The sequence below is a fragment of the Citrobacter sp. CK199 genome, assembly GCF_030333285.1.
GTDB lineage: Bacteria > Pseudomonadota > Gammaproteobacteria > Enterobacterales > Enterobacteriaceae > Citrobacter_B > Citrobacter_B koseri.
Window position 1 is genome coordinate 1 of sequence record NZ_JAOWGF010000020.1, and the last position, 13,503, is coordinate 13,503.

Consider the following 13,503-nt stretch of genomic DNA (forward strand, 5'->3'; position numbering starts at 1 on the left):
CCGGTAAGCAAAGCGCCACCGGGCATGACGCCGGATGGCGGCACAAACGCCTTATCCGGCCTACGGGAGAGGGATTTTGTCAGCCCGGTAAGCAAAGCGCCACCGGGCATGACAGATTAACGAATGACCATCACTGGAATTTTCGCGTATCGCAAAATATTCGCCGCAGCCGAACCGAGCAAATGCGTTACAATACCCGGCTTGCGCGAACCGATGATAATCATCTCGGCGTTATGCGCTTCTACCGCGTTATTTACTTCATCACGAATATTGCCATGACGGACTTCAAAACGAATATTCTCCAACGGCGTTTTGAATTTTCTCGCAAGGTTAAGCATTTTCTCTTGCGCATCATTCGTCATGTATTCCTCGTATTTTCTGATATCCGAGGCAAAACCACGCATTGGGGAGGTACCCAGTTTAGGGAACACATGTAGCAGATGGATCACGCCGTTTTCTTTGTCCACCATATGATCAGCATAGGCAATGGCTTTGTCAGAGAGATCCATCGCCAGAATATCAACGGGCATTAAAATGACTTTATTCATGATGATTTCCTTAAGTTAGCTGACAGGCCAATCACATATCCCTGAAAAGACCTGGCAAGATTCAGCATTCATTTGACCAAAATAACGGGGGAATAATAATCAATAATACCCTGTCTTTTTTGATCATAAGCAAGAAAGGAAATAACCCATAAAGTCTGTAGATATATTTACGTCCGGTGACAAAACTGACAAGCCTGCTATTTAATTGTACGCTATTTCAGCCAAAAAAAAGCTCCCGTAAAGGGAGCCTTTTTAATTCATCAGAACGGGATGTCGTCGTCGAAATCCATTGGCGGTTCGTTAGACGGTGCCGGAGCGGATTGTTGCTGCGGACGGGACTGCGCGCCGCCGCTGAACTGGTTGCCGCCCTGCGGTTGCTGAGGCTGACCCCAACCGCCCTGCTGCTGACCGCCGCCCATATTGCCGCCAGCCGGAGCGCCACCGCCCTGACGGCCACCCAGCATCTGCATGGTGCCGCCAACGTTGACCACCACTTCAGTGGTGTATTTGTCCTGACCGGACTGATCGGTCCATTTACGGGTACGCAGCTGACCTTCAATGTAAACCTGAGAACCTTTACGCAGATATTCGCTGGCCACTTCCGCCAGTTTGCCGAACAGCACAACGCGGTGCCATTCCGTCTGCTCTTTCATCTCACCGGTCTGCTTATCACGCCAGGATTCGGAAGTAGCCAGCGTAATGTTGGCAACTGCGCCACCATTTGGCATGTAGCGTACTTCCGGGTCCTGGCCCAGATTACCGACGAGAATCACCTTGTTTACGCCTCTGCTGGCCATGATCGAGTCTCCTGAAAAACGTTTCTGAATAAGTGTAAACGCGCGATTGTAGCATTACCAATAGCGTTTTTACTACGATGCGAGGCTGATTCCAGTAAACAACCTTGGGCGGACATTGTTACACAGTAGCCTGTGTTTTGCATTCCAATACTGTATATCCATTCAGGTTGAGTTGTGTCATAATTAACCGTTTGTGATCGCCGGTAGCGCCATGCGGCCGGGAAAAAGCGTTTTAATCCGGGAAAGGTGAATGGATAAGATCGAAGTTCGGGGCGCCCGCACCCATAATCTCAAAAACATCAACCTCGTCATCCCGCGCGACAAACTGATTGTCGTCACCGGGCTTTCGGGTTCTGGCAAATCCTCGCTCGCTTTTGACACCTTGTATGCCGAAGGGCAGCGTCGTTACGTTGAATCCCTTTCCGCGTATGCGCGTCAGTTTCTGTCTTTGATGGAAAAACCAGATGTCGACCATATTGAGGGGCTGTCGCCCGCTATCTCAATTGAGCAGAAATCGACATCCCATAACCCGCGCTCTACGGTAGGTACAATTACCGAAATACATGACTATCTGCGTCTGCTGTTCGCCCGCGTGGGTGAACCGCGCTGCCCGGATCATGACGTCCCGCTGGCGGCGCAAACCGTCAGCCAGATGGTGGATAACGTGCTGTCTCAGCCGGAAGGCAAACGCCTGATGCTGCTGGCGCCCATTATTAAAGAGCGCAAAGGCGAGCACACCAAAACGCTGGAAAACCTGGCCAGCCAGGGCTACATCCGCGCCCGTATTGATGGCGAGGTCTGCGACCTCTCCGATCCGCCGAAGCTGGAGCTGCAAAAGAAACACACCATTGAGGTCGTGATCGATCGTTTCAAAGTCCGTAGCGATCTGTCCCAGCGCCTGGCGGAATCTTTTGAAACCGCTCTGGAACTCTCCGGCGGCACCGCGATCGTCGCGGATATGGACGATACGAAAGCGGAAGAACTGCTCTTTTCCGCCAACTTCGCCTGCCCAATTTGCGGCTACAGTATGCGCGAGCTGGAACCGCGTCTGTTCTCGTTCAACAACCCGGCGGGAGCCTGCCCGACCTGTGACGGCCTCGGCGTACAGCAATATTTCGATCCCGATCGCGTGATCCAGAACCCGGAGCTTTCTCTGGCTGGCGGCGCGATTCGCGGCTGGGATCGCCGTAACTTCTATTATTTCCAGATGCTGAAATCGCTGGCGGAACACTATAAGTTCGACGTGGAAGCGCCGTGGGGAAGTCTGAGTCAGAACGTGCATAAAGTCGTTCTGTACGGTTCCGGCAAAGAGAGCATCGAGTTCAAATACATCAACGATCGTGGCGACACCTCCGTGCGTCGCCATCCGTTCGAAGGCGTGCTGCACAACATGGAGCGCCGTTACAAAGAGACGGAGTCCAGCGCGGTACGTGAAGAGTTAGCTAAATTCATCAGCAACCGTCCGTGCGCCAGCTGTGAAGGCACGCGTCTGCGCCGTGAAGCACGTCATGTCTTCGTCGAGAATACTCCGCTGCCTGCGATCTCCGACATGAGCATCGGCCATGCGATGGACTTCTTCAACAATCTCAAGCTCGCAGGCCAGCGTGCAAAGATTGCGGAGAAGATCCTCAAGGAGATTGGCGACCGCCTCAAGTTCCTGGTAAACGTCGGCCTCAACTACCTGACGCTGTCCCGCTCGGCAGAGACCTTGTCCGGCGGCGAAGCCCAGCGTATCCGTCTGGCCAGCCAGATTGGCGCGGGGCTGGTAGGCGTGATGTATGTGCTGGATGAACCGTCTATCGGTCTCCATCAGCGCGATAACGAACGTTTGCTGGGAACGCTGATTCACCTGCGTAACCTCGGCAATACCGTGATTGTGGTGGAGCATGACGAAGACGCCATCCGCGCCGCCGACCATGTGATCGATATCGGCCCCGGCGCTGGCGTACACGGCGGTCAGGTCGTGGCCGAAGGGCCGCTGGAGGCGATTATGGCGGTGCCGGAATCCCTCACCGGCCAGTACATGAGCGGCAAACGCAAGATTGAAGTGCCGAAACAGCGCGTTCCCGCGAACCCGGAGAAAGTGCTGAAGCTGACCGGCGCGCGCGGCAACAACCTGAAAGACGTCACCCTGACGCTGCCGGTTGGCCTGTTTACCTGTATTACCGGCGTATCCGGGTCGGGTAAGTCTACGCTTATCAACGACACGCTGTTCCCGATTGCCCAGCGCCAGTTAAACGGGGCGACCATTGCGGAACCTGCGCCGTATCGTGATATTCAGGGGCTGGAGCATTTCGACAAAGTCATCGACATCGACCAGAGTCCGATTGGCCGTACGCCGCGCTCTAACCCGGCAACGTATACCGGCGTGTTTACGCCCGTACGTGAGCTGTTCGCTGGCGTGCCGGAATCACGCTCACGCGGCTATACGCCGGGACGTTTCAGCTTTAACGTGCGCGGCGGGCGCTGTGAAGCCTGTCAGGGCGACGGCGTCATCAAGGTTGAAATGCACTTCCTGCCGGATATTTACGTACCGTGCGACCAGTGCAAAGGCAAGCGCTATAACCGCGAAACGCTGGAGATTAAGTACAAGGGCAAGACTATCCACGAAGTGCTGGATATGACCATCGAAGAAGCGCGCGAATTTTTTGACGCCGTTCCGGCGCTGGCGCGTAAGCTGCAAACGTTGATGGACGTGGGTCTGACCTACATCCGTCTCGGTCAGTCCGCCACCACGCTCTCTGGCGGTGAAGCACAGCGCGTGAAGCTGGCGCGTGAATTGTCGAAACGCGGCACCGGGCAGACGCTGTACATTCTGGATGAACCGACCACCGGTCTGCATTTTGCCGATATTCAGCAACTGCTGGACGTGCTGCACCAGTTGCGCGACCAGGGCAACACCATTGTGGTGATTGAGCACAACCTGGACGTCATTAAGACGGCGGACTGGATTGTCGATCTCGGCCCGGAAGGCGGCAGCGGCGGCGGTGAAATTCTTGTTTCCGGGACGCCGGAGACGGTCGCAGAGTGTGAAGCGTCACATACTGCCCGTTTCCTCAAGCCAATGCTGTAATAATGCCCGATGGCGCTGCGCTTATCGGGCCTACAGAATATGCGTAATAGTTTGTAGGCTCGATAAGGCGCTTGCGCCGCATCCGGCAAAACGGCTCACGGCTGCACCAACAGCTTACGCTTGTCCTCCGGCAGGGTACTTACCGCCAGTTGATAAGAGGCATCCACCAGATAATAGATTTGCGAATCCGGTAGCGAACCGTCCAGGTAGACGGTGCTCCAGTGCGCTTTATTAAGATGTCGGCTTGGTCGCACATCGCCGTGTTGCTGGCGCAGCAACTCCGCCAGTTCAGGGCTGGTTTTCAAAGATACCGCCGGGCGATTTTCCACCTCTTTCACCATGGCAAAAAGCACATCTTCAACCTTGATTTGTGTGGCTTTCCAGTCACTGTGAACGCTCTGTTCCGCGCCTGTTTTTGCCATGCAATATTGCAGTAACTCCGAATTGGTCATCTTCTTATTCCCCTTTTAAGCATATTGCCCCACTGAGAACGTCTCTTACTCAGTTTGCAGCAAGTCCGCCAAAGGTAAAAGCCAGCAGCTCAATTTTGTTCAAAAAAACAGCAATTGAGAATCTTGCCGGATGATGCCACTGTAGGCCGGATAAGGTGCCTGCACCGCCATCCGGCACCCGTGCCGCTTATTGCCTGATGGCGACGCTAATGCGTTTTATCAGTCCTGGGGCAAAAGGTTCCGCCGGTTTTAATATTCCGAGTTCACAATCACCTCTTCCCCAAACGCGCCGGCCTGCGGCAACGGTTTATAGGTAGAGTTGGAGGCGCGCAAGATGCGGATGCCACGGATGCCCGCGTCACGGGCTGCCGTAATATCATTGTCGGAGTCGCCGTAGAAGATGCGGATATTTTTCTCCTGTAGCCACTGCGTTTTGGTGTTCTGGCCCGGCTTGTCGCCTGCAAAAATCACAGGATTCATATTGGCTGCGGGAATGTGGAAATCATCAGCCAGCGTTTTCGAGACGGTTTCGGTTTTCGTCTGGCTCCGCCCCGTGACAAAAAAGATGCTGTCGCCACGCCGGACGTGCATATCGATGAGCAGACGCGCCACCTCTTTCGGAATGCTGAACTCATCCCAGCCGTTGTTCATCTTCTCCCAGAATGCCGGATTTTTCAGATAATCCTCACTTTCTGGCGAATAGACTTTTTTGCCGCGCCAGAAGCCAGGGCTGGAAAACAGCACGGTGTCATCAATATCAAACCCGACAGCAATGGGAGGACGACCCGCCAGGCTATTTTCGATCTGCGCGACAGAAACCCAGTGGATGGGAGACTGCTCGGCGAGTTTCGCAACGTTGGTGCCAGGATTTAGCGGCGACGGCGAGGACGCCAGGGCGATTGCTGAATTATTTAACGTGAAAAGTAAACAAAAGGCGCTCAAGGCCAGGGTTATCTTGCGCATATTTTTCCCTAAATAGTCAGTTAGTTATGATTTTTAATTATATTGACTGGTCAAAAAACTCTCTGACCATAACCCCAGCGGCAGGTGAAAGGAAGAATTTTCTGCGGTTTTGTTACAGAAAAAGAGGATGATCACATATGTATGGGGGGGCAGCGCTGCTCGCCCGGTGGCGCTACCGCTTACCGGGCCTACGAGTTGCTTTGTAGGCCGGATAAGGCAACGCCGCCATCCGGCAGGTCGCCCCCGGGCCTACGGGCTGCTTTGTAGGCCGGATAAGGCAACGCCGCCATCCGGCAACACAATCACTTACATCACCGCAGCAAACGCCTTCGCCACGCGCTGGACATTGCCGGAATTCAGACCCGCTACGCACATGCGTCCGCTGGCGATCAGGTAGACGCCGAACTCATCACGCAGACGGTCCACCTGTGCAGCGCTCAGGCCGGTATAGCTGAACATGCCCCGCTGTTGCAGCAGATAATCAAAGTTACGGCCCGGTATCTCGGCGTTCAGGACATTCACCAGTTCCTGACGCATCGCCAGGATACGCGTGCGCATTGCTTCCACTTCCGCCAGCCAGCTGGCTTTGAGCGCCTCATCGTTCAGTACGGCGGCAACCACCTGCGCGCCAAAATTCGGCGGGCTGGAGTAGTTACGGCGCACGGTGGCTTTGAGCTGACCCAACACGCGGCCTGCGACCTCAGCGTCTTCACAGACCACCGAAAGCCCGCCCACACGCTCGCCATACAGCGAGAAGATCTTCGAGAAAGAGTTACTGACCAGCGCGGGCAATCCGGCGCTGGCAATGGCGCGAATCGCGTAGGCATCATCTTCCATACCGGCGCCAAATCCCTGATAGGCAATGTCGAGGAACGGAATCAACTCGCGCGCTTTCAGGATCTCAATAACCGCATCCCACTGCGAATGGGTTAAATCAGCACCGGTCGGGTTATGGCAGCACGGATGCAGCAGCACAATGCTGCGGGCAGGCAAGGTGTTGAGGGTCGCCAGCAAGTCGTTGAAACGCACGCCGTTAGTGGCGTTGTCATACCAGGGGTAAGTACTTACTTCGAAACCAGCGCCTTCAAAAATTGCGATGTGGTTTTCCCAGGTCGGGTCACTGACCCACACGGCGGATTCAGGAAAATAACGCTTCAGGAAATCCGCCCCTACCTTCAGCGCACCGGAACCGCCCAGCGTCTGAATTGTCGCCACGCGTTGCTGCTGAAGAACCGGATGATCGGCGCCAAACAGCAACGGCGCAATGGTATGGCGATAGGTATTGAGACCTTCCATTGGCAGGTACAGCGACGCGCCGTGCGGCTGCGCATTAATCCGGGCTTCCGCTTCGGCAACGGCTTTAAGCTGAGGAATGATGCCCTCTTCGTTGTAATACAGACCGATGCTGAGATTCACTTTATCGCTACGCGAATCCTCTTTGAAACGCTCCATAAGCGAAAGAATCGGGTCGCCAGCGTAGGCGTCAACTTTTTGAAACACGCTGTGGTTCTCCAGGTTTACAGGCAGGGGGTTAAAACACAATAAACCGGAAGCGAGAGAAGATCGAGAGGATGTTGATGTGAATATCGCCGGATGGCGGGGTATCCGCCTTATCCGGCCTGGGATCAATGCGCCACCCGGCACGCATTTAATCAATGTACTTCATCGCAACCCTTGATGTCAGGCGCGTGATAAGTTCGTAAGCACTCACTTTTGTTATTTCCGCAATGCGCTCAACGGGCAGACCCTCACCCCACAAAATGACCGGATCGCCTGCTTTGTCCTGCGCCTGAGGGCCTAAATCGACGCAGATCATGTCCATCGCCACGCGACCGACAATCGTCACTTCCCGACCGTTAACCAGCACCGGCGTACCGGACGGCGCCGCGCGCGGATAACCATCACCATAGCCCATAGCAACCACGCCCAGACACGTATCACGCTCGCTGATCCATGTGCCGCCGTAACCCACCGGTTCGCCCGCTTTATGCTCGCGAACGGCAATGAGGCTGGAGATTAGCGACATGACCGGCTGGCAGCCAAAATCTTCGCCAGTGGACTGATTTTCCAGCGGCGAGACACCGTAGAGGATGATGCCCGGTCGCGCCCAGTCAAAATGAGACTGTGGCCACAGCAGGATGCCGCCGGAAGCGGCGATGGAACGTTGCCCCGGTTTACCTTCGCAGAAGGTATTAAAAATATCGAGTTGCTGCTCGGTCGCACCGCATTCTGGCTCATCGGCGCGGGCGAAATGGCTGACGATATTTACCGGCTGGCGCACGTTTTTACACTGCGTAAGCCGTTGATAAAACGCTTCGGCTTTTTCAGGACGCACGCCCAGACGATGCATTCCCGTATCCAGTTTCATCCACACCGTTACCGGCTCATCCAGCTCGGCGGCTTCCAGCGCGGCAAGCTGTTCCTCGTTATGCACGGCGGTATGCAGATGCTGTGCAGAGATGACTGGCAGATCGGTGGCTTCAAAAAAACCTTCCAGCAACAGAATGGGCTGCGTAATCCCACCCGCCCGCAGGCGCAGGGCTTCTTCAAGGCGGGCGACGCCGAAAGCGTCGGCATCAGGGAGCGTTCGCGCGGTCTCCAGAAGACCGTGTCCGTAAGCGTTCGCTTTCACGACCGCAACCAGCTTGCTGGCAGGCGCCAGTTCACGCAGACGTTGCAGATTGTGTCGCAGAGCGCGGCGGTTAATGACTACAGTTGCCGCTTGCATTTGAATTCCTTATAAAAAGAATCGCCAAAATCATTCGCGTTGCAGGACAAAAACGCTCTGGCGTTTTTGAACAGCGCCGGCGCTGTCCCCGAAGGGGTAAGCGGGCGCAGTCAACGCATCTGCGGCGTGAATGATGAAGGAGATTTACTCGTCGTCGTATTGCGGTCCCGCATAGTTATCGAAACGCGACCATTGCCCGTTAAACGTCAGACGTACCGTACCGATTGGGCCGTTACGTTGTTTACCAATAATAATTTCTGCGATGCCTTTTAAGTCGCTGTTTTCGTGATAAACCTCGTCACGATAGATAAACATGATCAAGTCGGCATCCTGCTCGATGGAGCCGGATTCACGCAGATCCGAGTTGACCGGGCGTTTATCAGCGCGTTGTTCCAGAGAGCGGTTAAGCTGCGACAGCGCCACCACCGGCACCTGTAGCTCTTTTGCCAGCGCTTTCAGCGAGCGGGAGATTTCCGCGATTTCCAGCGTACGGTTATCGGAGAGCGACGGTACGCGCATCAGTTGCAGGTAGTCGATCATGATCAGGCTTAACCCGCCATGTTCACGGTAGATACGACGGGCACGCGAACGAACTTCCGTCGGCGTCAGGCCGGATGAATCGTCAATATACATATTGCGCTTCTCCAGCAGGATGCCCATCGTACCGGAAATACGCGCCCAGTCTTCGTCATCCAGTTGACCCGTACGAATGCGCGTCTGATCCACGCGCGACAGCGACGCCAGCATACGCATCATAATCTGTTCGCCGGGCATCTCCAGACTGAAGATCAGTACCGGTTTCTCCTGCAACATCGCGGCGTTTTCGCAGAGGTTCATCGCAAATGTCGTTTTACCCATCGACGGACGCGCCGCTACGATGATCAGATCCGAGCGCTGCAAACCGGCGGTTTTTTTGTTTAAGTCCTGATAACCGGTATCGACCCCTGTCACACCGTCATGCGGCTGCTGGAAAAGGGTTTCAATGCGCGCCACGGTCGCATCGAGGATTTGATCGATGCTTTTCGGGCCTTCGTCTTTATTGGCGCGGTTTTCCGCAATCTGGAAAACGCGAGATTCCGCGAGATCCAGCAGCTCGTCGCTGTTGCGCCCCTGCGGATCGTAACCCGCATCGGCAATTTCATGGGCGACGGAAATCATATCGCGAACAACGGCACGTTCGCGGACAATATCCGCATAAGCGCTGATGTTCGCCGCACTTGGCGTATTTTTGGATAACTCCGCCAGGTAAGCAAAACCGCCAACGCTGTCCAGTTGCCCCTGAATTTCCAGCGACTCCGCCAGCGTGATCAGGTCAATGGGTTTCCCCATCTCCTGCAAACGGTGCATTTCGGTAAAAATATGCCGGTGCGGCCGGGTATAAAAGTCATCCGCCACTACGCGTTCGGCGACATCGTCCCAGCGTTCGTTATCCAGCATTAAACCGCCCAACACCGACTGTTCCGCTTCAATCGAGTGCGGCGGCACTTTTAGCCCGTCAACCTGCAAATCACGGTCACGCGCATCAGTCTGTTGTTTGTTGAAGGGTTTATTTCCTGCCATAGTGAATGGAGTTACCGAGATAAAGAATGGGTCGAAACTTTACCATATAAGTGGACCCTTACGATACGTTCTGGAGGAAGCATGGCAACACGAATTGAATTTCACAAGCACGGTGGCCCTGACGTCCTGAAAGCAGTGGACTTTACCCCTGTAGACCCGGCGGAAAACGAAATCCAGGTCGAAAATAAAGCGATTGGCATCAACTACATTGATACCTATATTCGCAGTGGGCTCTATCCACCGCCATCCCTGCCCAGCGGGTTGGGCACCGAAGCGGCGGGCGTGGTGAGTAAAGTCGGCAGCAACGTTAAACATATTAAAGCGGGCGACCGCGTCGTTTATGCCCAGTCTGCGCTCGGGGCTTACAGTTCGGTACACAATGTTCCCGCCGATAAGGCCGCCATTCTCCCTAAAGCGATCTCTTTCGAGCAGGCTGCCGCCTCTTTTCTGAAAGGATTAACGGTCTTTTATCTGCTGCGCAAAACCTATGAGGTTAAACCCGACGAACCGTTTTTGTTCCATGCCGCCGCCGGGGGCGTGGGCCTTATAGCCTGCCAGTGGGCCAAAGCGCTGGGCGCGAAACTTATCGGCACGGTAGGCAGCGCGCAGAAAGCGCAAATTGCCTTACAGGCTGGTGCATGGAAAGTGATTAACTATCGTGAAGAAAATATCGCTGAACGGGTGAAAGAGATTACCGGCGGCAAAAAAGTACGGGTGGTTTACGATTCAGTCGGGAAAGATACCTGGGAAGCGTCGCTGGATTGCCTGCAACGCCGGGGGCTGATGGTGAGTTTTGGTAACGCTTCCGGCCCTGTGACCGGCGTTAACTTAGGCATCCTGAACCAAAAAGGCTCGCTGTACGTCACTCGCCCTTCTCTCCAGGGTTACATCACCAGTCGCGATGAATTGACCGAAGCCAGCAACGAGCTGTTTTCACTGATTGCCAGCGGCGTGATAAAAGTCGAGGTCGCGGAGAATCAGAAATACGCGTTGAAAGATGCGCAGCGCGCGCATGAGGTGCTGGAAAGCCGGGCAACGCAGGGATCGAGCCTGCTCATTCCGTAGTATGACGGGGAAAAGAATTAGGGCTTCCACACGGGAAGCCCTTTCTTTTTTAGTTCGGCTGTATGTAGGGTACAGCTCGATGAATTCATTAGCCGCGCAATAGTGACAGATTTGATAATCAATTCCTATTTGCTTCTAAGAAGAAAGTTACAGGTTGTGATCCTCTGCACAATACCTTAGTAAAACCGACGGTTATTGCGCTGATACTGTGGGATTTTTGGCGTTTTTACCGCTTTGATGACCCACACCACGGCAACAGCCAACAGCAACCACGGCAGCAGTTTGATCACCAACGCAAACATCCCGCCCAGGAACATCACGGCGGTCGCCACCATCAGCGCGGCCAGAATCCCCAACAATGACACGCCGGTGGCCATCAGCATGATAAAAAAGCCCATCACAAAAAGTAGTTCCAGCATGATTCCCCCTGAATATGGAATGCCCGGTGGCGTAGCGCTTTGCGGGCCGACATATTCAGACCATTACAAGAAACATGCCAAAATTAATCTATTGATTTGCAAACAAAACGCCCCGCGGCAGTGCGCAGGGCGTGGTGAAATTGACTAACTTTTAGTGAGAACTTAACGCTTATCCGCCACCCGTTTCAGCGCATGTTCCAGCACGTCAATGTCGGCGCCTGCTTTATGGGCATTTTCGCTCAGATAACGGCGCCACTGGCGCGCGCCAGGAATCCCCTGAAACAGCCCCAGCATATGACGGGTAATATGCCCGAGGTATGTCCCCTGGCTCAGTTCACGCTCAATGTACGGATACATGGCGCGAACGACAGCCACAGGATCGGCATCCGCCGTGGTCGCGCCAAAGATCTCACGGTCAACGGAGGCCAGAATGCCCGGGTTTTGATAGGCTTCGCGCCCGATCATCACACCATCCATATGCTCCAGATGCGCTTTCGCCTCTTCCAGCGACGTAATACCGCCGTTGATGGACATGGTCAGATGCGGGAAGTCACGCTTTAACTGGTAAACGCGCGGATAATCCAGCGGCGGGATCTCGCGGTTTTCCTTCGGACTGAGCCCGGAGAGCCAGGCCTTGCGCGCGTGGATAATAAACATCTCGCATTCGCCTTTACCGGCGACCGTATTGATGAAGTCACAGAGAAATTCGTAGCTATCCTGATCGTCAATACCGATACGGGTTTTGACCGTTACCGGGATCGACACTACGTCCCGCATCGCCTTCACGCAATCCGCCACCAGTTGCGCATTTCCCATCAGACAGGCGCCAAACATGCCGTTTTGTACGCGGTCAGACGGGCAGCCTACGTTAAGGTTAATTTCGTCATATCCTCGCGCCTGCGCCAGTTTCGCGCATTGCGCCAGCGCAGCCGGATCGCTGCCGCCAAGCTGCAACGCCACCGGATGCTCTTCCTCGCTGTATGCCAGATAGTCGCCTTTGCCATGAATGATCGCCCCGGTAGTTACCATCTCGGTATAGAGCAACGTCTGGCGAGACAGCAGACGCAGGAAGTAGCGACAATGTCTGTCCGTCCAGTCGAGCATCGGCGCGATAGAAAAACGATGAGCAGGAAAAGCGAACTGTGATTCTGTAGACATGGCGAAATTTTAAGCATCTGGTGAATTTGGGGCGCTACTATAGCACAGCCCACTGAAAGATTAGCTGACGATATATCGTTAGGGCTGCTTCTCGGCGTTTTACGCAGAACATGGTAAAGTAGAAGATTAACCTTTCACGCAATCCGAGGTGCCACATGGAAAAGACCACCACGCAAGAGCTTTTAGCGCAAGCTGAAAAACTCTGTGCGCAACGCAATGTGCGGCTGACACCCCAGCGCCTCGAAGTGTTGCGTCTGATGAGTCTGCAGGAAGGCGCGATCAGCGCCTATGACCTGCTGGATCTGCTGCGTGAAACGGAGCCGCAGGCCAAACCGCCGACGGTGTATCGTGCGCTCGATTTTCTGCTTGAGCAGGGTTTTGTTCACAAGGTCGAATCCACCAACAGCTACGTGCTCTGTCACCTGTTCGATCAGCCGACCCATAGCTCGGCTATGTTTATCTGCGACCGTTGTGGTGTGGTAAAAGAGGAGTGTGCTGAAGGCGTGGAAGACATTATGCATACGCTGGCAGCAAAAATGGGGTTCGCTCTGCGCCATAACGTAATTGAAGCACACGGGTTATGCCCGGCGTGTGTGGAAGTCGAAGCCTGTCGCCACCCCGGCGAGTGCCAGCACGACCATTCTATTCTGGTGAAGAAGAAACCACGTTAAATAAATCGGGCGGCTAATCCGCAGACGCCGCCCAAAGCAAGTACGTTGAACAGAGGGGAGTACGTCCTT

Annotated in this window: 12 protein-coding genes; 3 read left to right on the forward strand and 9 right to left on the reverse strand. The window is 54.6% G+C overall.

Translation table 11 applies throughout. The features are described 5' to 3' along the window. Nucleotides 1-116: 116 nt before the first annotated feature. A complete protein-coding gene (locus OGX75_RS01125; protein WP_115609762.1) occupies nucleotides 117-548 on the reverse strand; it encodes a universal stress protein in 432 nt (143 codons plus the stop codon). 260 nt (nucleotides 549-808) lie between these two features. Next, complete coding sequence (ssb1, locus tag OGX75_RS01130; protein ID WP_047459655.1) at nucleotides 809-1,345, reverse strand: single-stranded DNA-binding protein SSB1; 537 nt, start codon at nucleotides 1,343-1,345, stop codon at nucleotides 809-811. 250 nt (nucleotides 1,346-1,595) lie between these two features. Between ssb1 and uvrA the strand changes: the two genes are divergently transcribed. Continuing rightward, nucleotides 1,596-4,418, forward strand: a complete 2,823-nt coding sequence (uvrA, locus tag OGX75_RS01135) for an excinuclease ABC subunit UvrA (protein ID WP_286450947.1) — start codon at nucleotides 1,596-1,598, stop codon at nucleotides 4,416-4,418. Nucleotides 4,419-4,513: 95 nt separating this feature from the next. Here the strand turns inward: uvrA and OGX75_RS01140 are convergent, their stop codons facing one another. The 5 genes from OGX75_RS01140 to dnaB form a co-directional block, all read right to left on the reverse strand. After that, nucleotides 4,514-4,870, reverse strand: a complete 357-nt coding sequence (locus tag OGX75_RS01140) for an MmcQ/YjbR family DNA-binding protein (RefSeq protein WP_214143988.1) — start codon at nucleotides 4,868-4,870, stop codon at nucleotides 4,514-4,516. A gap of 249 nt (nucleotides 4,871-5,119) precedes the next feature. Further along, nucleotides 5,120-5,833: an acid phosphatase AphA gene (gene aphA, locus OGX75_RS01145; protein WP_012134616.1), complete on the reverse strand. Its 714-nt coding sequence runs from the start codon at nucleotides 5,831-5,833 to the stop codon at nucleotides 5,120-5,122. Nucleotides 5,834-6,139: 306 nt separating this feature from the next. After that, complete coding sequence (gene tyrB, locus OGX75_RS01150; protein WP_286450948.1) at nucleotides 6,140-7,333, reverse strand: aromatic amino acid transaminase; 1,194 nt, start codon at nucleotides 7,331-7,333, stop codon at nucleotides 6,140-6,142. A gap of 148 nt (nucleotides 7,334-7,481) precedes the next feature. Further along, a complete protein-coding gene (gene alr, locus OGX75_RS01155) occupies nucleotides 7,482-8,561 on the reverse strand; it encodes an alanine racemase (RefSeq protein WP_047459665.1) in 1,080 nt (359 codons plus the stop codon). Between the two features lie 144 nt (nucleotides 8,562-8,705). Beyond that, nucleotides 8,706-10,121, reverse strand: coding sequence for a replicative DNA helicase (gene dnaB / locus OGX75_RS01160; protein ID WP_012134629.1), 1,416 nt, complete (start codon nucleotides 10,119-10,121; stop codon nucleotides 8,706-8,708). Between the two features lie 81 nt (nucleotides 10,122-10,202). On the opposite strand from dnaB, the gene OGX75_RS01165 reads away from it, so the two are divergent. Then, entirely contained in the window at nucleotides 10,203-11,186 is a 984-nt protein-coding gene (locus OGX75_RS01165) for a quinone oxidoreductase (protein ID WP_012134630.1), read from the forward strand. A gap of 176 nt (nucleotides 11,187-11,362) precedes the next feature. Here OGX75_RS01165 and pspG read toward each other — a convergent pair whose 3' ends face one another. Further along, entirely contained in the window at nucleotides 11,363-11,605 is a 243-nt protein-coding gene (pspG, locus tag OGX75_RS01170) for an envelope stress response protein PspG (RefSeq protein ID WP_012134631.1), read from the reverse strand. Between the two features lie 162 nt (nucleotides 11,606-11,767). Continuing rightward, nucleotides 11,768-12,763, reverse strand: a complete 996-nt coding sequence (dusA, locus tag OGX75_RS01175; RefSeq protein WP_047459672.1) for a tRNA dihydrouridine(20/20a) synthase DusA — start codon at nucleotides 12,761-12,763, stop codon at nucleotides 11,768-11,770. Between the two features lie 155 nt (nucleotides 12,764-12,918). Between dusA and zur the strand changes: the two genes are divergently transcribed. After that, nucleotides 12,919-13,434, forward strand: coding sequence for a zinc uptake transcriptional repressor Zur (gene zur, locus OGX75_RS01180; RefSeq protein ID WP_012134638.1), 516 nt, complete (start codon nucleotides 12,919-12,921; stop codon nucleotides 13,432-13,434). Nucleotides 13,435-13,503: the final 69 nt, after the last annotated feature.

What these genes read in the sequence shown, in the direction of transcription:
- OGX75_RS01125 (WP_115609762.1), bottom strand. Translation starts at nt 548, where the DNA reads ATGAATAAAGTCATTTTAATGCCCGTTGATATTCTGGCGATGGATCTC.
- ssb1 (WP_047459655.1), bottom strand. Translation starts at nt 1,345, where the DNA reads ATGGCCAGCAGAGGCGTAAACAAGGTGATTCTCGTCGGTAATCTGGGC.
- uvrA (WP_286450947.1), top strand. Translation starts at nt 1,596, where the DNA reads ATGGATAAGATCGAAGTTCGGGGCGCCCGCACCCATAATCTCAAAAAC.
- OGX75_RS01140 (WP_214143988.1), bottom strand. Translation starts at nt 4,870, where the DNA reads ATGACCAATTCGGAGTTACTGCAATATTGCATGGCAAAAACAGGCGCG.
- aphA (WP_012134616.1), bottom strand. Translation starts at nt 5,833, where the DNA reads ATGCGCAAGATAACCCTGGCCTTGAGCGCCTTTTGTTTACTTTTCACG.
- alr (WP_047459665.1), bottom strand. Translation starts at nt 8,561, where the DNA reads ATGCAAGCGGCAACTGTAGTCATTAACCGCCGCGCTCTGCGACACAAT.
- dnaB (WP_012134629.1), bottom strand. Translation starts at nt 10,121, where the DNA reads ATGGCAGGAAATAAACCCTTCAACAAACAACAGACTGATGCGCGTGAC.
- OGX75_RS01165 (WP_012134630.1), top strand. Translation starts at nt 10,203, where the DNA reads ATGGCAACACGAATTGAATTTCACAAGCACGGTGGCCCTGACGTCCTG.
- pspG (WP_012134631.1), bottom strand. Translation starts at nt 11,605, where the DNA reads ATGCTGGAACTACTTTTTGTGATGGGCTTTTTTATCATGCTGATGGCC.
- dusA (WP_047459672.1), bottom strand. Translation starts at nt 12,763, where the DNA reads ATGTCTACAGAATCACAGTTCGCTTTTCCTGCTCATCGTTTTTCTATC.
- zur (WP_012134638.1), top strand. Translation starts at nt 12,919, where the DNA reads ATGGAAAAGACCACCACGCAAGAGCTTTTAGCGCAAGCTGAAAAACTC.